A 22,698-nucleotide genomic window follows, 5' to 3' on the forward strand; every position below is an offset into this window, starting at 1 on the left:
GATTTTACTGTTGTCCTGCAGTGAGCGTGCGTTAACTTCACCGCATGAGCAGTAACATGGAAAGGGAATATTTTCGCGCAAAACGGCGAGGAGCGAGAGAATGTAAGGAGGTGGCATGCATCAGGCAAACTCCGTACAGAGAGGAGAAAATTCGCGCAATCATGGCACCTTTCGCTAAAGCGTGCAAGCCAGGACTTTGCGTCCAGGCAAGCTATAAACGGGGCAAAAAGTTCATAATAAAAAAATCAAACAATACAGTTAACAGGAACTCTTGTGGTCATCGGCCCTTTTATCAACGCGAGTGCAGTATTACTGGGTGGCATTCTCGGCGCACTGCTTAGCCAACGTTTACCGGAACGTATCCGCGTCTCAATGACATCGATTTTTGGTCTGGCATCGTTGGGGATTGGTATTTTACTGGTGGTGAAATGCGCCAACCTTCCGGCGATGGTTTTAGCAACGCTACTTGGCGCTCTAATCGGCGAAATGTGTTTGCTGGAGAAAGGAGTCAATACAGCGGTTGCCAGAGCGCAAAATCTGTTTCGCCACTCGCACAAGAAGCCAGCGCATGAATCATTTATTCAAAATTTTGTTGCGATTATCGTCCTGTTTTGTGCCAGCGGTACAGGGATCTTCGGCGCGATGAATGAAGGAATGACCGGCGATCCGAGTATTTTAATCGCCAAGTCATTTCTTGATTTCTTTACGGCGATGATCTTCGCCTGCTCTCTGGGGATTGCGGTATCAGTGATTAGCATTCCATTGCTCATCATCCAGTTAACACTGGCCTGGGGAGCCGCGCTGATATTACCGCTAACGACACCGGCGATGATGGCGGACTTTAGCGCCGTAGGCGGTTTATTGCTTCTGGCGACCGGTTTGCGCATCTGTGGCATTAAAATGTTCCCGGTAGTCAACATGCTTCCAGCACTGCTTCTGGCAATGCCTCTTTCCGCCGCCTGGACCGCCTGGTTTGCCTGAAATGTGTGTAATAGCGGCAAAGTGATGATAGATTGTGCAGTCTGCCGTAAATTGAAGAAATTTGATTGACGAGACGAGGCGAATCAGGTTTAATGCGCCCCGTTGCCCGGATAGCTCAGTCGGTAGAGCAGGGGATTGAAAATCCCCGTGTCCTTGGTTCGATTCCGAGTCCGGGCACCACTATTCAAAGCCGGTTGGTCAGATTTGCAAGATGCAATCCTGACGGACACGAAGGCGAGCCAGTAAAAACACGATGTAACGTTGTTACCGTAGTTGAAAGAAAATCTCTTGAAGAACAGACTTGTTGACGCAAGTCTGTTTTTTTTCGTCCGTAATATTTACAGTTCTTCGTTGCGAATATCAAATTGTGTCAACGCCATATTCATCAGGCCACTACATCAACTCTGTTTCCAGTATATCCCGCAGACTATCAACACTTTCATCAATGGATTCCAGCGTTGATGTGATGCTGACATGGCTCAGCAATTTCCTGCACACAATGACATTAATCATACCCAACAGCGCCCGGAAACCACCGTCTCAAACAGATGATTGCCGACCAGAACCTGAAGAACCGAGCCTGAAAGACGTTATCGAAACAAACTTTAAAACCAGCCTTTAAGCGTGAGCTGCTCACTCATCTGATAACGTCGTTCAGACTCAGTATTCGTCAGGCCTGCTGGAGTCTGAACCTGAGCAGAACGGTTTATCATTATCGTCCGGATACCACGCGTGACGAACCCGTTATTGTCGTCTTGCAGGCGATGGAAGAGCGATATCCACGATACAGTTTTCCGACACTTTTCTGCGGCGAGAGGGATATTTGTGGAATCACAATGGCTGAATGGACAGAGAAACATGCAGTAAAACTGGAGTTTATTCAGCTGGATAAGCCGACACAGAACGCTTTCATTGAGCGTTATAAACGGACATACCGTCCGATTTTTATCTGTTCAGAACACGGAATGAAGTGCGGAAAATCACGGAAAAATGGTTGTCAGAATATAACGGTAAACGCCCGCATGAATCACTGAACAATATGATGCAGGAGGAATCTCGACAACACCATTATTTGGCCGGCAGTTCAAAAATGCCTGGAACTAAAAAGGGTCTATTTACAGTTGTGTCTGGCTCTTATTTTATTTCACATTACCCACTAAAGATAACTTATGGCTTCAGACAGCGGACATGCCGGACAACAATATCATTGATAATTTTAGGCATGAAACGACCATCTTATTAGCTCCAGATATTACTAATCAGGCATGAACTAAATCCCCTAACGTCACCATCAGCATCATCGGATCCACCGGCGACGGCTCAAACCCCACCCGCAAGTAAAATTCCCGGGCTTCATACGACAGAGCGTGAACCAGCATCCCGCGAATGCCGATGGTCTCCGCCACCTGGATTACCCGTAGTCCTGCATCCCGCATCAGCGCCCGACCTACGCCTTGCCCATGTAGAGACTGATCCACCGCCAGACGACCCAACACTACAACAGGGATCGGCTCAGGCATATTGCGGCGAAAGCGACCGGGAGCTGTATTTGTCGTCACAGCGCTGGACGCCAGCGAGTAATATGCCAGTACCTTAGAATTGTTGTCACAGCAAACAAAGGTACGCGATGCACCAGTAACCTGATTTTTCATCGCCCGCTGTTTCAGCCAGTTATCCATAGAATCCACGCCGCAGCAAAATGAAGTCAACACATGCACGGCGTGGAGAGGCTCAGGGGCGGAGATCATTTATTCTGTTCCCACGGCGCAGGTGTTTGCATGGTTTTACGCAGTGCTGCATTAGGCGCTGGAGCTTGATCCAAACGAGCCAGAAATTCCTGATAAGCCTGCGGATCGGCCATAATGATGCGCTGTTCGATCAACGCTTCCTCGGCGGCAGCGCGGGCGGCCTCCAGCACAAAGTCAGTGCGGTTTTTTCCTCTGGCTTTCGCCGCCCGATCGATAAGATCGCGCTCGGCGGCTCTGATGCGCAGATTCAGGGTTTCGCGTTTCATCGCCATACTGTTTGCGGCTGGCATGGTGTTGTCCTCTTGTGTTTCTGTGGATATTAAGTATACAACACGTGTAACGCAGATGTCATTACGATATATTTAAAAGGAATCGAACTAAATTATCGAACCGACTGCACTTTAAAACGTGCGAGCTCATTATTCTGGTTTAAAAGCAAAAATACGGGGCACTCTCTGGCACTCTCCCTGATTGTGCAGCAATCTCCGCAGCAGACATTTCGATAACAAGCTGAGTCATTCATAACCATTCACACCTTTTAACTTCGAAGCATTCTGTTTAATATCGGCATACTTGGCGATAAGTTGTTTCAGGCGCATCTCTGCCTGAGCCCCTGCGGCAGGAGGGAGTGGCTGCCCTACCGGCGATTGTGCCAGTATCCGCAGTTGTTCTTCAGCCGGTATGGATTGGTTAAATAGCTGCATAGCGGAATACACCACAGATTTCAGTTCACTGACCGTCATATATTTCCCTTTATGCTCATCCAGTCCGTTCAGTCGTTCACTCAGTTTCTGTAGCGTCATCATTCCCTGATGCCAGCCATTCAGGTTTCCTGTCGGCAATGCGGCAACATTAAGTTGTTGCTGCCACTGTTGCATCAGAGGTTTTGCCTGCTCCGGCCAAATCGCCCGGGCTTGTTCGACAAGCTGCCATCCTCGGGTAATGAGCCAGTCCGGTGGTAGCTTGTCCAGAAGTGCAAGCTGCTGCTGTGTTTGCGTTATTAAAGTTTGTGGCAAGGGAGATTGCTGCCGCAATATATCCAGTTGTTCAGGCGTGAGTATTGCGGGTAATGGAGTTAAAGAGGCAGTAAGCTGGGCTTGTAATGGATCCGACCGGTGAAAATATTGCCAGCCCCATACCATTGCTGCACTTATCATCAGCATGGAACACATCCCAGCAACAAAAGATTTCCACCTTTTTACTGGCGCGGGTATTGCCGGGAGCACCTCTACGTTCGGTTGTGTAACATACACCCACTTCACCGTACCGCCTGGCCTTCGGGGATCTTCAAACAGGCTTTCAGCATGGGAACCTATTGATATATCGGTTCTATTTATTACTGTGGCAGGCGACACGATACCAGACTGAATTGTCGTCCCTGTGCTGGTTGTACCATCGCTGCTTTCCAGGCTGACAGCGTTGTTGTGTATCAGGGCACGCAAAGTATCCAGTTGGCTGAGATGCCTAAGCTCCAGACGCTGTAATACTTCCCCCAGACGGGTAAGCAGTTGTTCTGCCCGATACAACTGACCAAGGTCGCTGTATATCAGCGGCAGCGAGCGTATACGTTGCTGCAAACGCTGACTCAGATTACTCAGGATCTCCATTCGAACGTGAACAGGCTGCGGCCAGAGCCCCCCCCACTCATGACTTATCAGAGCCTCCAGTATTGCCAGACCTTCATTGAGACCGAATAATCCAGCCAGTTGCGTACGAGCCAGCGTATACCAGGCTGCCGTCTGCAGCTCTACACCATTTTGATCAAACAGTGAAAGACAAAGTTTCTCGACATAATGCCAGTTCACATCCGGACGCGCCGGATGTGTAAGCTTATTCAGTTCATCGCGCAGGGCAGCATAATCCGGTAGCGTGCGCGGGTCACCGCCGGTTTTGATTTTACGTGGGGTAATGTCATTCATGACCTGTTGTCCATCTGACGTGCTTGCGGTTATAGAAGACTATCGTTTCTGCGGCATATTCAGAGCGTTGCCGAATTAAGGAAGAAACATTACATACGGGTTGTCGTGTCGAGATACTGTTGTTGCTTCAAATGCCTCAACAGAACCCGACCTTCGGGTACAAATTCGGTGCTATAACGCACCAGGCCAATACCTTTAAGTTCAGCATCAATGGCATAGCACAGCTCACCGGGAATCTCTTGTTCCAGCAAAACAACGGTTATTTTTTGCAGGCGTGGCTCATATTTGAGCAGTACAGCAGATAATGCCCCCATAAGTTCATGCGCCATACCCGGCATTCCCTGAAGGATTTTGGTCATATCCGGCAGACCGTAGTCAGGTAAATGCGCCAGCGTACCGGCACGACAGTTAAGAATGCGCTGCATATTGTCCAGCACTGAGAGGATCGTCTGGTTCTGCTCGCTAACCTGATGCAGATCCAGCCCTCCGGTAAAATTCCCAAACAGGATCTCATACAATGACGGATGGGGAGTGTCATTCATCTTTCAGCACCTTCAGAGTCAGTTGGTTGCTTCCTGCTTCAATGATTCTGGCTTTATCCGGGTCAAGATCGTCGCGGCTTAACACCACCCGCCAGCTGTTACTCACCTGATCCGGCGACATAAACATGCCCGCCACCGCCACATACTGCGCACTTTCCTCCATCGGCATATCAACCATCACTGCCCCACCCGGCTGCAGGCGGATATCTTTCTCCGCCACCAGATCAGCCTTAATAGCCTGACTGTCAGACTTAAACAGCGAAGGGTAATCCGTGCTGTCGAAGGTTTTGCGATCCTTGAGCTGGTAAATGCGCACCACTATGGACAGCGCCACTTCACTGGCATTGAGGTTCAGCGCCTCGCGTGCCCGAATATCCAGATGCAGGGTTTTCACCTGTTTATAAAAAATCGATTTTGTCACGGCGACAGTGCCGTCCGTAATGCTCTGGGTCAGGCCACACCCAGCCAGCATCAGTGTGATGCCCGTAGTCAGCGCAACCAGGGGAAATTTACCAGCGATAATCGCCATCTTCATCGGTCTCCCTGCGGTGAATATTTTCCTGTACCCGCTCATAGCGGCCAAGATTGATGGTTATTGTTTTACTGTATGTAGCAGTGTCCGCCACACTCAGTGGACGCATTACGGCTGTACGCCCTAATTGCACTGCACCGACTTTAGGCTTGCTGTTCATTGTGGCATCCGGTAGCAGGCTACGGTCGACACACAACTGCAGGCGGACATCAAGGCGTGAGCCAAGATAGACATGCAGCAGAGCCATTAAATCTGTATGAAGCTCACTACCGGGTAACCAGCCCTGCACTTCAGCCGGGTCCGTCGTGGTAAGGCGCATCAACACCCGGCTGTTAACGTCAGTGGCATAGTTGCCCATCACTGGGCGATTTATCAGAGTGGAGGGATTACTCACGCTCATGGTCAGCGTTTTTTTCAGTGGCACCCGGTGTTTGTCGTGATGCCAGATTTTCGCCTGTGTATTGGGTGCCAACAAACGCACCAGAGAGGCCATACCTTCCGCAGTACGCCCCGGCAGCAACATCACCGGCAGCAGCGCCAGAAAGCGTGAGGCGGGAGCGGCGATACTGTCGGTGCAGCCGTCAATCCCAAGCCCAGCCAACCCCAGCAGATACTGCGATATTTTGTCCTTACCGCCTTCTTTAAAAGTGGCCGGGTACGAGTATTTACGCCAGATGCGGTAGTATTGGGCAATCAGCCGATGGTTGAAGATATCGAGGAAATCGCTGGTGGCTTCGTACCCTTCGCGGCGTTGGGTGATGTCATCGATATAGTGCGTCGGCAATGGAGATTCCACGCCGTAAAGCCCCATAAATGTGATGCGTACCGTTGGGGGTAAGTGCGGATACTCAGGTAATTCCACACCTTTGATTTCAGAGGCCGGAAACCCCATCCCCGGATGCGGGCGAAAGCGCACCTGTTCATGTCGTACCTGCCAGGTACTACCGGTGACCGGTTGATCCGGTTGGCTTTGCTCCAGCAACTGGCAGAAGCGGTAAAAATTCATATACGACAGCCGGTCACCCCACTGTGCAATTAACCGGGCAGGCGCGGGCTGTGGTTCTCTTTCCACCGGATGCATTTTCCTTCTGGCTGGATAATGAGGGTAAGCTGGTTAAATTGGTTCATATCGGCATAGAGCGCAAAGAAACGGTTAAGCATCTCACCAAACAAATGAATATCGCCCTCGCCCGTAAACCCGTTGTTGTCGAGCATCACTTCAATATCCAGCCCTCGTAACAGGAAGCCCTGTTCGAACCGCTGCAGACGATGATGAGCCACATGCTGAATCGCCTCCAGACGCCGGATGTTCAGTTCATCATCTTGCCAGTTGTACAGCGCAAGCGTTCCACGCAGCACTTCAGCGGTACTCATCATGTTGAGGAACCCTGATCCCAGGTGGCTCAGTACTCGCCAGTGGAAACGGTCTTCAGCGGGCGGGTAAACCGGCAGCGTTGGCTTGCAGAGGTTGCGCACTGAAAGCTGCGTATCCACGACCTGCTCACAGCGGTCAAGCAGTGTACTCTGCAGCGCCCGGCGCGGCAGTTGACCGTTCGTGCCGGTGATTTGCAGCGACACAACTTCACGCTCGACAAGTCGATCATCTTCCCACTGATGCCCCCCAAGAATTAACCAGGTGTCATACAGTCCGGTCACGCTGCGCTTAACGCGCGTATGGTAATAGCGCGGAGGCGCATGGCGACGCATCATCCCCCCTTTGTGGCGGAAGCTGCTGAACGGAACATACTCTGCGTCATTGGTTCGGTTTGAACCGGTAACCGAATCCACAGCATAAATCTCGGTATGCCCGTCCTGCAGCCGTTTAGGACGCAGCAGATATTCACTTTCAAGTCCGGTGATGATGAGCGGATCAGCCTCCAGGGTAAACAGGTTAATCACCGGTACGCAGTGGAGGCGAATGGCATCATCGGTGACTGGCAGATCAGGCGGCCACGGTGTACTGAGCACCACTTCAATGTCGAAATACTCCGCCCCGGCAGGAGGTGTGATCCCCTCCAGGCCGTTGAGATGGACGAACATAAACTTATCCCGGAAGGTAAAGTATTCCAGCAGCAACTGATAGCCGCTGAAAGCACTATCGCCTTTCGGCCACAGACGGTCTTCTTCGGCAAACCCGCCCGGCGAGAAATACCCGTCAAGGCGGATACGATCAGTCTGACCGGGCAGGCGCATATACAACGCCGCCTGGCGTTTCGTTAGCATCAGGTGCAATTGGCTACTGACCGGAGCATCAGCCCCAAGATACAGGCTCAGGCAACTAAGATCAGCATTCGACCAGTCCGCCTGACTGCTGCAGGCAAAGCGTATCCGTAGCAGCGAGCGACCGTCAGGTTCGGTGGTCATAGTGATGCCTGAAACACTGAGGGGATTGAGCATCACATCCTGCGTGGTACGGTAACGACAAACGGTGTTCTTCGGTCCTACTGGTCGGGAATACACTTCAAGACCTGCAGGCACTACTTCCGCCATTTTCATGGCGTGTAGCGCCGGGGTGAGTGCCACGACTGAAAGTGAAGGAATAGTGCGCAGATAGTGTGGCCAGAGCATACTGACCAGCCCTTCAGTAAGCTCTGGCAGGTCGTCGTCAATTTTTTCACGCAGCCGCCCCATCGAAAAGGCAAAGCCTTCAAACAGACGTTCGACATACGGGTCCGGTGTACCGGCTTTATCCATGTCCAACATCGCAGCCCGATCAGGATGAGTTTGTGCGAACTCTTTCGCCGCCTCACGAAGGTAGCGCATTTCCGCATCAAAATAGCGTAGTGTTAGATCTTTCATAAAAGAATGGCTCAATATATAGAAAAGAATGTTCTCTTCCCTAAAAGGGAAAGCTCTCTCACCACTTTGAGGGGAGTGAGAAAAATGGGTTTTATCTTCTCATTTAACATTTCAAATCCGGCAGATATTTTTCTGAACATATTCCCCACCCAATATCTTAAAGCCAGCTCAAAATATATATTTCCGCCGACCGCCAGACATATTTCTGGGATAAATAGCGATATCTGACCATCGATAACCTTCAGTATTGAGAGCACAAAAACAGACAATTCCATCAGATGAACTAACCTTAACCTCCTCTTCTGGCATGATTCCATCTCCAGAACCAGGACAACCCGTAAGGATGAATAAACAGATATCAATAAAAGATGTATAAGCCAGAGATTTTTATTCGCTCTGTAAATTAAAGGGAAGACAACTACTGCAATGAACTCATATTTTGTTATATGGAGTGATTGACATAAATATTGCGCTAGTCAGTGAAATTTCACCCAAATTTAACCTCCGTAATGTTCCTTCTTTTTTATGAGCCATTCCGATTCATCCTCCTGATAAATAAATTTTTATCCAGTTAATAACATTCTCTAACTACACAACACTGCGGCTCGCGCCGGATCGAGCTGAATCAGCCCGCCGAGCAATTTTTCCATGACTGGTCCGAGCCGAACCTTGTCTGCCTCACTTCGACCGGCTTTCAGCCGCAGGAGTTTCAGATGGCGAGCCTGAACTTCAAACAACAGTTCAGGTTCCCAGTCGCTAAGAACCACTTCTCTGGCACGCTCACCCAACTCAGCAAACAGGTGCACCGCCAGATCATTTTTACCGTACTGTTCAGCAATGCGCCCCATCAACAGGCGCAACAGCCACTTCTGGCGAACTGTCGTTATGCCGGGCTGGGTCTGTAACCATCCCAATGCAGCCTCCGGGCCTTCATTATCAGCCAGTGCCACGGCTTCAGGTTCCAGCGCCAGAATGTCATCATTACTGGCTATTAGCGGGGCAGATGATGTGTCATTGCTCCATCCCCCCGTCGTATCCAGCACACTCTGTTGGAGCCAGTTCAGCGTTACTTCATCGGCAAACGGCGTTCCGTCACTGAACGCCAGCGTCTCCAGCCCGGATAACCGCTTCAGCAGCCCTTTCAGGTCAGCGGCAATGATGGCGGCCAGAGTGTCTTTACCGGACTTCGTCAGTGCCTGATGGATATACCACTGCAGATCCAGCCACAAATGATTAGCACCACGGGAAAAAGTGCTGTCTGCCGTTTCCAGCATTTCCGCCCAGTTTTGTTGCAGGTAAAGGCGCTTGAGCAGTGCTCGCTGGTCAGCCCTGGGAGGCTCGATACGTGTGCGTCCCTGCGCATCCGGAGCCGGAATAGCCCGCAGGGTGTCGTGACGCAGACTTTTCATCAGATGGTGCGCTGACAACCAACCGTCGGGCTGTTCTCGCAGGTATTCACTGAGTGTGCGTGCCTGCGCCAGCAAATCCTGGCCGGAAGTGATCCGCCCGATAGCCGGAGCATCGCTGTGGCTCGCCGTGGACGGTATCTCGGTGCCGCTGGCGTTCTGTGGTACAACCGCATCCACGCCACCCGCTTTCTGCAGGCGGTTTTCCAGTGCGCCATACAGCGCATTCAGTTCAGGACGGGTTTCATCCGATTCGTTTTCGGTTAGCTGAGCTATCAGAAGCAGCGCACCGGTGGTACGCAACGCATCTTCCCTGACCACTTCCGGATACAGTGAAAGGGAATCAGTCATACGTGAGCCAGCCAGCCACTCCAGTGCTGCCTTACGGCTGCGGTCACGCTGCGGATGCAGCTGCGTGCCGAAGCGGTCTATCAGACCGGCCAGCAGCTCAAGACCTTCTGCCAGCCCCTGCTCGCCTTCACGATGCAGCCTGGCCCAGCAGTAATACGTCGCCACACGGATATCTTTGGCGGTGGTGGTGAGCAACTTCTCCGCCAGTCGGCAAATGAGTTCGGTATCTGCCCCGGAGAGTTTATTGACCTCCTCGCGCATTTGCTGGAAGTCATCGTCATACCCCGGGTCTTCCCCTACAGATGATGTCCCTGATAACGGCAGCAACCAGTTGTTCCACTGCACCACACGCTCACCAGTAGCGCCTAGCAGTATCGCCTGCTCTGTCTGGCAAGCTCTAAATAAAGTATCCAGCGTACTCATCAGTCAACCGCCTCTGCATTACTGGTCGCGCTGGCAAGCTGGTTTGACGCTGCCACTCTGACCGTGTTGAAGATGGTTCCCGGCAGACGAAAGTTACGCAGTTTCAACAGTGCCAGCGGCCCCTCTCCCGCCTCGGAACGCAAGGTATAATTGAGCAGGCGTCCATCCTGAGCTTTCCAGCTCAGTGTGTAGCTACTGCCGACGCCTGGATAAGCACTGATCTCAGCCTTATCAAGCAGGCGTATCCAGCCCCACGTTCCGGGAATATCCGCATACTGACGGGTGCCAGCCTGGGTACTTATCCAGCTCAGGCTCACGCCAGGCGCTTCTGTGTCCGCAGGCCAGGTGAAGCTCCTCCACGCCGGCATCTGATTCACATAGGTCAGTTTTTGGCTGTCGATAATCATGTCGGTTTGCATCACGCCATCAGAAGTGCCAGGGCGCAGTTCGAACTTCATCCCGGCATTACCTTCGGTAAAGGCAACATCCGAGATATAGCTCAATGTGTTGATAGCGTTGAGAAACGCCGGGTTAAAAGCCAGCCCTTGCGAATTGATACTGTCCGGCACCCAATTATTCCCATTCTTGTGCAGTACGCCTTTCAGGCGTGTCTGCAAAAACTGCGAAATACGACCGGAATCGACATTGAGGTATTTGGCAAGCAGCGGCAAAGATACATCGCTGCTTGCGTTGTTGAACGGATAACTCCCGCCAAAGGCGGAGTTCCACTCGGCAACCACCGCTTGCTGCCACTGGGCATTAAGACTGTCCGCCGCAGGGGTCAGAACCAACTGCCAGGCCTGCTCCATCGGATTTACAAACACCGCGCGCCCAAAGCCACTCCACTCCTGACCAAGCCCGGCGGCAATCAGGCTACCGTAGTCACGAGTATCGGTTAGATCTACAGCTTTGCCCTGGAATACCGTCTGAGCAATTGTTTGGGTCATCGCCTGCGGATCGGCGGCATTAGTCACCTGTTGCAGGCGCAGGCGCACCTGCGTCACACGAGTCAGGTACGACTGCAGACTCTGCTCCTGTGCCCCCGTGCGGCTCTTGTCCATCAACTCCAGCACCGGGCCGAATGTTGCATCCAGCGGTCCATGTACACCTACGCTCTGGTCAATAGCATCCTTGTTGGCATCGCCCAGCAGATTTTTGGCTGATTTCACCAATGAATCTGAAATTGCTTCACCGGTCTGCCCGGTGCGCCCCTGCACGTTCAGGGTGTTCATCAACGCCACCAGAGGTGACTGACGCACGTCAGCCATCAGGGTCAACTGGTCAATGGAGTCCGACAGCGTAGCGGCCTGGTTCCAGCTCAGGCTATTAAGGAACTCCAGCCAGGCTCCGCCAAAGTCTGCGAAATAGCGATCCGTCAGGCGATTTTTCAGCGCCTCAGGGGAGGTCTCGTCCGATTTATTCGCCTGACGCTTACTGTCCGTGAGTACCCAATCGAGCTCGTCCCGCCGCGCCTTCACTACTTTCTCGATGGCAGGCTGTACCGTCTGCTCCCATGCCTGACGGGTGAACATCCCCGGCACAATTTCGGTAGTACTGAACAGGCGGGCAGCATCGGTATCACCGGTCATATCCTCCAGGCGCATATCGACATACAAGTGCGCCACCTGCGAAAGCATCTTCTGATAGAGGCTCGACTCACTGTTACGCACCCCCATCAACCGAACCAACAGCGAGCGAGCCTGGCTGACCATGCTTTCATCAGCATGGATCTTCCACTCAGGATGCGTGACCAACTGCGCAGCATAGAACGACAACAATGATGGAGCCATTCCTTGCCAGACACCGTCTTTCACACCGTGACGTTTCGGCCAGTTGTTCAGCAAAGCAGATCTGAACCAGGCGGCGTCCATATGTTCAGGACGCGCCAGCATCAGGTAGAGCTTAAGCTGTTCCCAGGTGCTTTTTGCCCTTTGCTCCCGCAGCGGGCTACCTGGTGGCAGCGCATTAAAGGCGCTGACCTGCTTTTGTAGGTGATCTGCAGCCGCATCCCGCAACAGCGGCAGTGCGATTTCCTGATAACGAGGCCAGAGTGCCGTCAGCAACGCATTGTTCTGACTTAATCCCGCCTTTTCATACCAGGGCACACCATGCTCAGAGCGATACTGCAGACGAGCCAACGTTTTTTGCAGTTCAAACAGTGCGTACAAGCGTTGCTCCAGTGGCTGGTTTTGTCGGGAAGCCATCGCTGCCTGGGTATTTGCAGTATTAATCTGACCACGATTAGTCCTCCAGGAGACGCCCATCCAGCTTCCCCAACCCACCATCACCAGGGCAATAACAGACGCTATAACCTTCTGCCATGGAATGCCCGGCCTGACGGGACGCAGTGCGGCAGGAAGCATCCGAACAGATTCAGGCAGAGCATCCCAGCATTTGTCCATTCCCCATTGATGCGGCACGGCACGTTCACCGCTGGCAGAGGGTTGACTGAACACCAGCCCAGCCAGGGGCAGCGGACGGTATGGATTAAGCATCGCCGACAGCGGTGCGGTCACGCTCTCCGGTTTACGGATAAGCTGGTCGGCAAGCCTCAGCAAAAAGTTATGTTTCACCTCACCGCAGGTCTGTTGTAGCCCCTGTAAAGTCAGTTCCGGCGTCAGGATAGCCAATTGTTTAGCTAACCCTTCGGTACAACACCCGGCGGGCAGTTGGCAGCCAGCAGCCTGCACAACACGTCCTTCAGGCTTACCCGCTCGCGGATGCAATGACCAGATATACAGGGGAATCTTCCAGCCCAGCGCCTCCATGCGGCTGCTTATGGCATGAGAAAGAGAGTCCATTGCGCTTTCAGAAGGCACGGGCAACGGCTGTTCCAGACCAGGAACAGACAGCTGGTCGAAAGCCGAGGTGACCCACACCAGACCATCCACCGGGCGGCGGCGCAGTTTGCGTAGAGCAGTCAACCAGATATTGTCGGCTGGCGTATTGAGATCACCGCCCCACAAAAGCAGAGTGCCACGATCTTCTTGCCAGAATTGAGCGGTCAGTTTAGGGGTCAGCAGCTCAACATCTGAGGGTGTACCGGTTATCAACAGGATGCGGGTTTTACGTCCCCAGCGACGACCGTAGAGATTACGCATGGCGAGACGGATGGTGTCGACGGTGACATTGTGGGGTGCTGATTGAACAAGTCGAGACTCGCCTTTTGGCAACTTATTGCTACACATTGCCCGGATGCGAGCCCAGCTCTGGTGAACAAGCAGCCCAGCAGTTTTACCATGGAGGACAAACATCAGGATAATTATCGCGCCAGCTAAGGCCAGACATTTCATTCCTGTGTTATGCAACCCCACATCATCCCCAAAATGCCAGATGAGCCAGGCGATTCCAGCCCCCCAGAACACGGTTGCGCCCAATTTCCCCCAGTTCCCACGCCAAAATGAACTATTCATTTCATCTGGTTCCCTGTTGTCACTGTATTAATAAAACTTTGCTCTCCCTCAGAGGAAAGCATCAGGCTATCAACATGCTGCATATTTACGATATCGCTGACCACAGCAGCCATAACCCACGACGAAAATGGTCCGCAGATTCCGGCATACTTTTCCAGCCAGTGTGTCTGCTCGACTTTCCAGATATCGCCATATGCTTTTGCGCAGTCCAGTAAAGTGGCAAACAAAGCCCCCCATACAGCCTTATCACCCACGATACTTTTGGTAGCACAGGCCTGAGTCTGCGTAGAAAAAAAGATATCCAGCTCATCTTTTGCTTTCACAATGTCCAGCGACATGGGTCGCAGAAGGCAAGCACCATGATGAAGCTGGTATTTGGTCGCAACATCGTCGGAGGTCAGCAGCAACGAGGCCAGAACATCGCTGTACTTATCCTGTCCCTCAGCCTGCTGAACCAGAATCAGGTCAATATCAGCCGTCGGAGACTGCAGGCGCTCAACCAGCCAAAGAAAAGACTTTGAATGCAGGATGTGCAGTACAGAAGTGGGGCGAGGGGGAACAATATATTGCTGCCATGCACTCGCAAACGCAGCCCTCAGGGCATCCTCGTCTTCAGATGAATCTGTCAGGAGCGTCACGCTAAATGGCAAATCAATCGGAACCCGCACCAGCGCATGGTTTACGCCTGTGAGAAAGACAGAAAATAGATCGCTCCCCTCAGGCAGAGATAGACGACGCGCCTGAAAGGTGTGCTGCTCCAGCTCAGCAGGAGCTTGCATGAAAAGGCGTGACGTGAGTGCATCAGGAAATATAACGGTGCTGTGTAACACAGCAATATTTCTTCCGGCCCATGCAGTCCACTGTTGTTGGGCATATTCGGCTTCATCCCTTTCAAACTGGTGCTTTTCACACAGGCTATTGTATCGCCATCCCCGCAGACAGATGAACATAACCCAGACCACCAGAGGGCAGGCAGCCACACACCAAAGATTAAATTGCTGCAGAGGGCCAACCAGCCCATTCACGTGCAAAACAAAAAGCAGCACACCTGTGATGAGAGCCACAATACCAATAACCAGCCATAAGAGCAGTGGAGGTTCTTCCGGCATGGGTGATACCGTTGATTTCTGACGTTCCCAGCTCATTACTTATCCTGTTACACAATCCGGGGCACTGGAGAGAACCTGGCAGCCACATACACAATGGCAGCCATCGACAACAATGGCTTTGCCATCGGAAGACCATTCAGGCGATCCTTCAATAATGGCGTTAATACCATGCCCTATTATCGGACAGCTGATTTTGTCCCCAATAAGTGCAACATTTTTACCGTTAACAATCATGGTTGAAGAAACTGAGATCACTGCACCACCATGCGTGGTTTTATCGCCAAGTAACACAACACCTTTAGACATGATCAGCTCGCCTTAATCTGAGTATCTTGAGTGCATTTTTATTTCCGATAAAGAATAACAGCATAGAAATTGCACCAATCAGAGTGCCCACGTGCCATGCAGGCAGTAAACATACATCGAAAGCAATTTGCACCTTGATGTTATTTTTAATTACACCATATAACCCAACCACGGAAATAAAAACGATAACAACCGGTAGTGCGGCGACCAATGCCGCAAAACCAGCCATCCCAGGAAAGAAAGAAGAAGCTATTCCGCTGAGAGCAAAGCAAAGTAAACCAAGTAGTATTCCCAACACAGATGTCAGGCCATTAATAATACGAGCAATAGAATTCATGGCATCCCCTTAAAAAATTTAATTAAATACAGAGGCTATAACAAAAACAGTCGTAAATTTATTACGCAACGATCTGGCCATTTATCAAGAGGGTAAATATATATGATAGATGCCTTCTGTTTTTCCATATCCCACTCAAACACCGGATTATCAACAATAGCTCCGGCTATAACTTTGCTATGATTTTCGTCACCATATCTTCATGTAATACAACACAAAAATGAACAATCGGGGGAGGATTTTCACCTACAAGAAATAAGCATTTTACGATAAGCAATATAATTATCACCCAATACCGCACAGAAATTAATTAAGCCGACGAAACTGAATCCATCCCTTTTTAATTTCCTGGACAACATCATCATCGAGAAATGTAGCACATATACCGAGCTCGTCATGTACAAAAACTGTAGCTGTATAAGCAACCTCGATCCCCTCCTGCCCTTGTGGGTCTGGCTCATCATAAGAAGGGATACCATTCTCCCGATAACCATTAGCCTTTAAATATTGATTACAATCAACTTCAAAAATGTCGTCATTAATCACTTTAAAAGGAACTATTTCATCACGTTCCAATCTCACTATTTTTCCTGAGAACTTATCCCCAACAACAACACGATCTTTTGTATCTTCCGTTACCATCCTGATAGTATTTTTTCCGATAGAGATGTTATTTGAATTAATTTTAACATCAGCCCACCCAATTGTATTAAAGTCAGAAACAGCATTCGCATGATAATAATAAACCACAGATTTACTACCTTTAACTTGCATATAAACCTCATCATCGGCAGTATACTTAGGAGTTGGAGTCAAAATATACTCACCATTTTCTTTTTTTGGGTTATCAGCCAATACCCCGTACTCTTTTAACACTCCTCTATCTTTATAAACCCAGTAACCATAATACAGACCATCTTTTATTTTGATGGCATTACTGAATGCAGCAACAGGAATAAACAGTGCCAAAAAGCACATTAGCCTCAACATAAAACAACCTCCGATAAAATGACAGATGTATAATCACATGAAATACAAATCAACCAATTCGTTTAAAAAGCATCCACCCATTTAAAAGTTCAATCTTGTTGTGCTTATTTACTATGTAATTACACAACCCGTTATAATTTAATAAAACACTACCGCTATAGATACGCGCGGGATCATTTCTTTCATCTCCACTGCCATAACCTTTGTTTAATTTGAAATATTCATTACAATCGACCTTGAAGGCATCATTTTTTAGCATTTCTACAGGGACAATCTCAATAGTATTTTTAAATTTAGCTCCAGAAAATTTAACACCTACTTTATATTTTATGGTTAAAGCACTATCACCAAAAGTAGTATCATAAAAATCTTTTATGGTTGGATTATTAATTATTAACATTTTTTTATTTGCATGGATATTTGCCCATCCAATAGTTGGCCCGCCTTCAGTTTCGTCGTGCTCATAAAAAACAATACTGGAATCATTACCTATTACTATATAAACTGCATCATTAGACTGAAAATTAGTTATATTTTTTAAGTAAAAAGCCCCATCAATTTTATGAACATCCCCTACAGCACCTGGTACAATTTTATAATTGTCATTGGGACCATATGCCCATTCAAGATGGTACACACCGGGAGCTAAAGAAAGATCATTTGCACTCGAACAAAAAGGCACAAGAAACAGAAAAATCACTAAAAATGCTTTCATTGTATAATCTCCACATGGAATGCTGGTTCACCATGATATTTGAATGGACTTATGTATTTCATTTTATTTGGGTTATCTTTAACATATTTTTCAAGTGCTTTATCAAAAGCACGCTGTAAACTTTCTAGTAGTGATTTTTTACTTATATCAAATACATTGTGCCGTGCATAAAACTCAAGAGATACACAGTGCCTTGAAACAAAATGACCATTATTTTGTAAAGATTTAACTTTATCGATCATCGCATTCTTAACTTGGTCTTTTTTGGCAACATCTATCCCACCTGCATTTACTCCGGCCTGAATGACGTCCTTCCCAGGTTGACGATAATAATCAAGCTGTGATTTTATACCTTTATCGTGCATATTGTCATACATAGCATTCACCTGTTTTTCAACAGTGCGTAATGTACTTGTAATCGTAATATAATGTACCCCTGCAGACCTCATTATTCCTTTTATAATATCAATAGAATACTTAGAAACTAATTTCTTTAAACTTTCCTCCATATTTGGATCAAATTTAACCACTGGTTCAAAATCATTAATAACAGATATTTTTTTTGCTCCCCCTCCAGAAGAAGTCTGATGCTTCTCTGGAGCATGTTTAATCCTACTGACAACAGACTTGTCCGTTGACGTTGTTTTAATATGAATTATATTACTTTTCTTTTCAGAGTCTGCTGACTTGCTTCCCTTTGGTAATACTATATGGCTTCTCGAATATTCAATTGCCGCTTTAACATTGGCATTCTCTATCCCAACACTTCTCATAATCTCTTTTTTGGTCTGCTCTGTAATATATCTGCTAATATAACCATGATTATGGTCACCATCTGGAATTTTTAGTTTCACTCCGACTCTTAACATGTTCACGTTATGAATTTTATTAATCCTTGCCAGTTTCTCCACTGACACGCCACAATACTTTGCTATTGCAGATAAGGTGTCACCTTTTTTAACGAGATACGTTTGAACTTCAGGCGTTTCATTTGTATTTTTAACGCCAGCCACTTTAGCTAATTGTTTATAATTATCTGAAAGGATAGTGAACACAATTTCTGAACCTGCTATAGCATTCACGGACTCAGTCATTCCATCCGCATCAGTTACCCCTTTTATAAAAACAAGAGACTTCTCATCGTCTGACACTAAGTTTGGGCATATTGAACAGGGAAATGGAGAAATTGCAGCAATATAATGTTTATTTTTAAAAGGTGTATTACCCACAGTTGACAACTTAAATTTAGTATTGACCTCACTATCTTTAAGTAATCCTTCAACAACTGATAAATGGTCCATTATATAAATAGCCCATTTCTGCCCATCTTTACTTTTCTTTCCGATACCCGCATTATATTGATCTAATTTATGAGCACCATCATGATGTAGCAAATAAAGCCATTCCCAGTATTCACTTTGATCTGATGTGTAGTACTTCATCACCTTAGACTTGTTAAATAAAAAAGAATAAATTAGTGCATAACACCCCTTCTCAGCATCAAAGACATCTGTATCTTTAATAACGAGCTGAAAACCGAGAATGTCTATAGAGTGTTTTGACAAGTCCTTTAAAAAATCATGCGTTCCTTGTGCCAGACCAGCAGCACTCGTGGTCCCTGCTGCCGCATCCGGGTTAAATCCACATTCAACTTTAGCCGTTAATAATATATATGATATCTCTTTATAATTTAATCTATAGCGAACAGCTATAGTAATTATCATATCTATAATAGCATCCTGGACTTCTTTATCAGCATCACCTGTTATACGACTATTCCCTCTTAGTTTTCGCGATGTTTCAATATATGGGTAGCGTAATATTAAAGAGTTTTCTTTAATCTGACTATCCAAATATGCTTTTCCTTTTCTGGTGTTTAAATACGCATATAAATCAGACATATTACACCTCAGGGATTGCTAATAAAATCTAAATATGTAAAGTCGTTTTGCCCTGTAAGTTCTCGCTTTCTGAGCTCAGAAAGTTTTCGGCCTGTAATAAACCGCCCTGTAAGATCAAAAAATGGCGCGTCGACATAGGACAACAATGAGCCATTTACAGTCTCTTCTTCGGTCAAACCAAGCTGATATCCGATAACGATGCTTTCATTGTCATAGCAGCTCATTGTAAATGGAGCCCAATCACCAGGCTCAACTACATTGTTAAAAGTATAGCCCTGTTTCTCCAGGAGCTTTTTCTGGTCATCTGGAATGTATGGCAAATGAAACACTTTATTATCCCTACCATTTTTTATTTCCAGTTGATAATTTTTGCATCTGTTGTCATCTGTAAAGATAGGTTCTGCCTGGCACTGAGCACTGACCGTTATCAGAGCAGGGCCACACTGCATTTGAGCTGTTTTGTTACTCCATTCATCACCAGCAAAACAACTAAACGGGATCAACCAAATCAATAATAAGAATCTGAACTTATAATTAACGTTACTCATTTTTATTTCCCTCACAATCAATGCACTGACAACCAACGTCATGGAATGACATATCTGAAAATGTTGAACAATGAATTCTGTCTACAATATTCTCACTATCGTACCAATAATCACTTTGGATCATTTCAAATTCAAAGGACTCATTCGGATTTGATGAATAAACCGGGACTGTTTCACCATTCTCGTCTGTTCTACCAAATAATTTTTGGCCATTACTCAATGTGAGCAAATACGCTGCAGCTGCTACAGGTGCCCCAGAATCAGAAGAGGCTTTAAACTTTCCACTATATCCAGATGGAAACTGAGGCATAACACTACTCATGCTTACGCTCCCCATTTTCTGAGCATTAACACATTTCCACAGAATATTACCTTCACAGCCCAGAATAATATTTTTACCCTGCAACTGAATGAACGACCCGTCCAGATTTTTCAGCACGACATCTTTCGCGGCGGTGATTTCAACCCCTCCCTCTGTACTGGTCACGGTCACATCTTTTTTCGCTGCCGCTTCCAGCGCATCATCCTGCGCCTGGATTTCAACCTTTCCCTTCGCGGCGAACAGTTTCATCCCCGTCTTACAGGCCAGCATACTGATGGCTTCACCCGCTGCCACCGTAAAACGTTTCAGTGCACTGATATCCGTATTCTGTCGGGACATTATCCCCACGCTGGCACTGCCCGAGGAAACGCGCACACTTTCCGGACTGCTGATGCTGATGCCTTGCGGTGCATTCAGGACCATCCCCGGCTGTGCCAGGTCCGTCAGGGCATCCGTCAGCATTTTCTGACTCCGGATATCCGCCGGATACGCCTGCGCTGTTTCTGCCGCATCTGACAGACTCCGGGCAATACTCAGGGCATTTTCCAGCTGGGCAATTGCCTCCTGCATTGACAGCATCCTGTCGCCGGCAAATGCCTGTTTATCGGCGGTGATAAATACCCCTGCCCCACCACGAATGGATATATGCCTGTCCGTGCGCAGCTCTGCCCCTTCCCCGCGCAGTTCACGGGAGGCATCCACGTTATGCCCCAGATTCAGCTGCGTCTTTCCCCCGTACTCCGTACTGAGCTTGATATGCTCCTCACCGCACCTGTCCTCCATCCGCAGTTTGTTCAGGCCGGCTGTGCGGATTACATTGCGCGTGTTGTTGGCTTCGGTGACGGGGTCTGCGTGGCGCGAGTCGTGCAGCGCATGGGCGATATACGGCCGGTCCGGGTCGCCTTCATGGAACGCGATGGCAACCTCCGTCCCCTGTATCAGCGGGAAGTGAAAACCGTATTTATCCCCGCCGTACGGTCTGGCAAAGCGCACCGGCATACTTTCCATGCCCTGACCTTTGTCGTCACGGTCGGCATCGAACTTCACCCGGTACATCCCCGACGCATCCTGCCACGCGTGGATATCGTTGTCCCTGGCGCTGGTCACCCGCGCCGTCATTGTCCCGCTCACCACCGGCCGTTTTTTAGCCGCCGGGCGCCAGCAGCGGTTTTCGTAATACGGCATCCCTTCCCACGTCACGGTCAGGGCATCCTTACGGCTCGCACTGTAAACCGTGCGGATAATCACAATACCGTTGTCCGTTTCTGACGGCAGGGTCGGCGGAACAGCCCGTTCACTGATGGTCAGCACCTGAGCCGGGGAAAGCCGGGCATCATTACTGCTGCCGCTGACCATTGTCTGCCCGGACAGAAAGCGTTCATGCTCAAGCCGCGCCCAGAAATTGCCGGTTTCCGCCGCCGGGGTGATTTTGTCGCCCCGTTCAAGATGACGCGGCAGGTAATGGTACACATCACCGTAGGTGTTCCCTTCCCCGTCGCCACGGGTCATGTCCGCCGGCACCGACGTCAGGATGTTCTGCGCTTCACGGTGATTGTAATCATCCGCCGTCACCGAACGCGCCACCACATGATGCCGGACGTTAATCCCCCACACCGAATCCGCGCCATTGTCACTCATCCCCGACGGACTGCTGAGCGCCAGCGTTTTACCGAAGGTCCAGGCGCTCTGCCTGTCGGCAAAGTGCACCACTTCCGTCAGGGTGTCCGGCTGCAGGGTGAAAAAATAAAATATCCCCACTTCAGCCAGCAGGCGCTCAATAAACGCCAGGTCACTTTCCCGGTACTGGTTTATCTGCTCACGCTTCGGATAACCGGCTTTAAGAGTGAACTCATACTCCCAGCCTTTAAGACCATGCTCCTGCAGGACGACGGTGACCACTTCCGGTACAGATTTATTGACGAAAAAACGGTGGGTGCGGTACTGCCTGCCCAGCAGGGACAGAAACGGCTCAATAATTATCCGGTACGTCGCCTGGTCACGTGAACCGCTGACACGACTGAAATCTGTCACCACCCCGTGCACCACTTTCTGCCCGCTCAGCCCCGTCAGTGGCCCGGTTCCCATGGTCAGCGTCGCCGGTTTACTCAGTAACTGCGATGCACTGATGTTCAGGTCTCTGCTGGTAAACAGAACGGTGTACTGATACAGCCCGCTCATGCACTCCTCACCCCTGAAGGACTCCACATCCGGCGATGCGGTACAGGACGGAATATCCAGACGGTAGCGGTTCAGCCCGCCTTCAGTTAATGCAGACAGGGCGTTATTCAGCGTATCTGTCAGACTCATAATATTGACTCCATGAGATAACCCGTTGTCCATGACGCTGTTACCGGCG

At 49.2% G+C, this 22,698-nt stretch carries 20 protein-coding genes, 1 tRNA gene and 1 pseudogene; 3 read left to right on the top strand and 19 right to left on the bottom strand.

From position 1 onward, the window contains the following. Positions 1 to 37: 37 nt before the first annotated feature. Positions 38 to 121 carry a hypothetical protein gene (locus RGV86_RS08730; protein WP_212741836.1) on the bottom strand — a complete coding sequence of 28 codons (84 nt, stop codon included), beginning with the start codon at positions 119 to 121 and terminating at the stop codon, positions 38 to 40. Positions 122 to 273: 152 nt separating this feature from the next. Between RGV86_RS08730 and RGV86_RS08735 the strand changes: the two genes are divergently transcribed. From RGV86_RS08735 to RGV86_RS08745, 3 genes and pseudogenes are all read left to right on the top strand, one after another. Beyond that, a complete protein-coding gene (locus tag RGV86_RS08735; RefSeq protein WP_000234488.1) occupies positions 274 to 981 on the top strand; it encodes a DUF554 domain-containing protein in 708 nt (235 codons plus the stop codon). Positions 982 to 1,085: 104 nt separating this feature from the next. Continuing rightward, positions 1,086 to 1,161, top strand: a tRNA-Phe gene (locus RGV86_RS08740). Positions 1,162 to 1,511: 350 nt separating this feature from the next. Next, positions 1,512 to 2,065 (top strand): annotated as a pseudogene (locus tag RGV86_RS08745) (integrase core domain-containing protein); the annotation flags it as partial. 175 nt (positions 2,066 to 2,240) lie between these two features. On the opposite strand, the gene RGV86_RS08750 reads toward RGV86_RS08745, so the two are convergent. The 18 genes from RGV86_RS08750 to RGV86_RS08835 form a co-directional block, all read right to left on the bottom strand. Next, entirely contained in the window at positions 2,241 to 2,729 is a 489-nt protein-coding gene (locus RGV86_RS08750; RefSeq protein ID WP_085461158.1) for a GNAT family N-acetyltransferase, read from the bottom strand. Continuing rightward, positions 2,726 to 3,019 (bottom strand): type II toxin-antitoxin system TacA family antitoxin, encoded by a 294-nt coding sequence (locus tag RGV86_RS08755; RefSeq protein ID WP_001110457.1) that lies wholly within the window; start codon positions 3,017 to 3,019, stop codon positions 2,726 to 2,728. The genes RGV86_RS08750 and RGV86_RS08755 overlap by 4 nt, the downstream gene beginning before the upstream one ends. Positions 3,020 to 3,244: 225 nt before the next feature. After that, entirely contained in the window at positions 3,245 to 4,648 is a 1,404-nt protein-coding gene (locus tag RGV86_RS08760) for a VasL domain-containing protein (RefSeq protein ID WP_137598318.1), read from the bottom strand. An 89-nt stretch (positions 4,649 to 4,737) separates the two neighbouring features. Beyond that, entirely contained in the window at positions 4,738 to 5,190 is a 453-nt protein-coding gene (gene tssE, locus RGV86_RS08765) for a type VI secretion system baseplate subunit TssE (protein ID WP_001000321.1), read from the bottom strand. Next, positions 5,183 to 5,719, bottom strand: coding sequence for a type VI secretion system lipoprotein TssJ (gene tssJ, locus RGV86_RS08770; RefSeq protein ID WP_024165233.1), 537 nt, complete (start codon positions 5,717 to 5,719; stop codon positions 5,183 to 5,185). The genes tssE and tssJ overlap by 8 nt, the downstream gene beginning before the upstream one ends. Then, positions 5,700 to 6,803 (bottom strand): type VI secretion system baseplate subunit TssG, encoded by a 1,104-nt coding sequence (gene tssG / locus RGV86_RS08775; protein WP_137598319.1) that lies wholly within the window; start codon positions 6,801 to 6,803, stop codon positions 5,700 to 5,702. Before tssG ends, tssJ begins: the two co-directional genes overlap by 20 nt. Continuing rightward, positions 6,758 to 8,521 carry a type VI secretion system baseplate subunit TssF gene (gene tssF / locus RGV86_RS08780; RefSeq protein ID WP_137598320.1) on the bottom strand — a complete coding sequence of 588 codons (1,764 nt, stop codon included), beginning with the start codon at positions 8,519 to 8,521 and terminating at the stop codon, positions 6,758 to 6,760. Before tssF ends, tssG begins: the two co-directional genes overlap by 46 nt. Before the next feature lie 11 nt (positions 8,522 to 8,532). Continuing rightward, entirely contained in the window at positions 8,533 to 8,796 is a 264-nt protein-coding gene (locus RGV86_RS08785; RefSeq protein ID WP_171000941.1) for a hypothetical protein, read from the bottom strand. Positions 8,797 to 9,105: 309 nt separating this feature from the next. Continuing rightward, positions 9,106 to 10,701: a type VI secretion system protein TssA gene (gene tssA / locus RGV86_RS08790; protein WP_137598321.1), complete on the bottom strand. Its 1,596-nt coding sequence runs from the start codon at positions 10,699 to 10,701 to the stop codon at positions 9,106 to 9,108. Beyond that, positions 10,701 to 14,114 (bottom strand): ImcF-related family protein, encoded by a 3,414-nt coding sequence (locus RGV86_RS08795; RefSeq protein WP_137598322.1) that lies wholly within the window; start codon positions 14,112 to 14,114, stop codon positions 10,701 to 10,703. The genes tssA and RGV86_RS08795 overlap by 1 nt, the downstream gene beginning before the upstream one ends. Then, on the bottom strand, positions 14,111 to 15,259 hold the full coding sequence (locus RGV86_RS08800) for a hypothetical protein (protein WP_137598323.1): 1,149 nt from the start codon (positions 15,257 to 15,259) through the stop codon (positions 14,111 to 14,113). The genes RGV86_RS08795 and RGV86_RS08800 overlap by 4 nt, the downstream gene beginning before the upstream one ends. A gap of 3 nt (positions 15,260 to 15,262) precedes the next feature. After that, positions 15,263 to 15,529, bottom strand: coding sequence for a PAAR domain-containing protein (locus RGV86_RS08805; protein ID WP_010348132.1), 267 nt, complete (start codon positions 15,527 to 15,529; stop codon positions 15,263 to 15,265). Continuing rightward, entirely contained in the window at positions 15,522 to 15,866 is a 345-nt protein-coding gene (locus RGV86_RS08810; RefSeq protein ID WP_137598324.1) for a hypothetical protein, read from the bottom strand. Before RGV86_RS08810 ends, RGV86_RS08805 begins: the two co-directional genes overlap by 8 nt. A 306-nt stretch (positions 15,867 to 16,172) precedes the next feature. Continuing rightward, positions 16,173 to 16,844: a hypothetical protein gene (locus RGV86_RS08815; RefSeq protein WP_301007927.1), complete on the bottom strand. Its 672-nt coding sequence runs from the start codon at positions 16,842 to 16,844 to the stop codon at positions 16,173 to 16,175. Positions 16,845 to 16,905: 61 nt separating this feature from the next. Continuing rightward, positions 16,906 to 17,571 carry a hypothetical protein gene (locus tag RGV86_RS08820; RefSeq protein ID WP_309508384.1) on the bottom strand — a complete coding sequence of 222 codons (666 nt, stop codon included), beginning with the start codon at positions 17,569 to 17,571 and terminating at the stop codon, positions 16,906 to 16,908. Next, positions 17,568 to 19,472: a LysM peptidoglycan-binding domain-containing protein gene (locus RGV86_RS08825; RefSeq protein ID WP_137598327.1), complete on the bottom strand. Its 1,905-nt coding sequence runs from the start codon at positions 19,470 to 19,472 to the stop codon at positions 17,568 to 17,570. The genes RGV86_RS08820 and RGV86_RS08825 overlap by 4 nt, the downstream gene beginning before the upstream one ends. A gap of 8 nt (positions 19,473 to 19,480) precedes the next feature. Then, the gene (locus RGV86_RS08830) at positions 19,481 to 20,020 is read right to left on the bottom strand and encodes a hypothetical protein (protein WP_137598328.1); all 540 of its coding nucleotides are present in this window, start codon (positions 20,018 to 20,020) and stop codon (positions 19,481 to 19,483) included. Then, complete coding sequence (locus tag RGV86_RS08835; protein ID WP_137598329.1) at positions 20,013 to 22,649, bottom strand: type VI secretion system Vgr family protein; 2,637 nt, start codon at positions 22,647 to 22,649, stop codon at positions 20,013 to 20,015. Before RGV86_RS08835 ends, RGV86_RS08830 begins: the two co-directional genes overlap by 8 nt. Positions 22,650 to 22,698 lie beyond the last annotated feature (49 nt).

Source organism: Escherichia ruysiae, assembly GCF_031323975.1.
Taxonomy (GTDB): Bacteria; Pseudomonadota; Gammaproteobacteria; order Enterobacterales; family Enterobacteriaceae; genus Escherichia; species Escherichia ruysiae.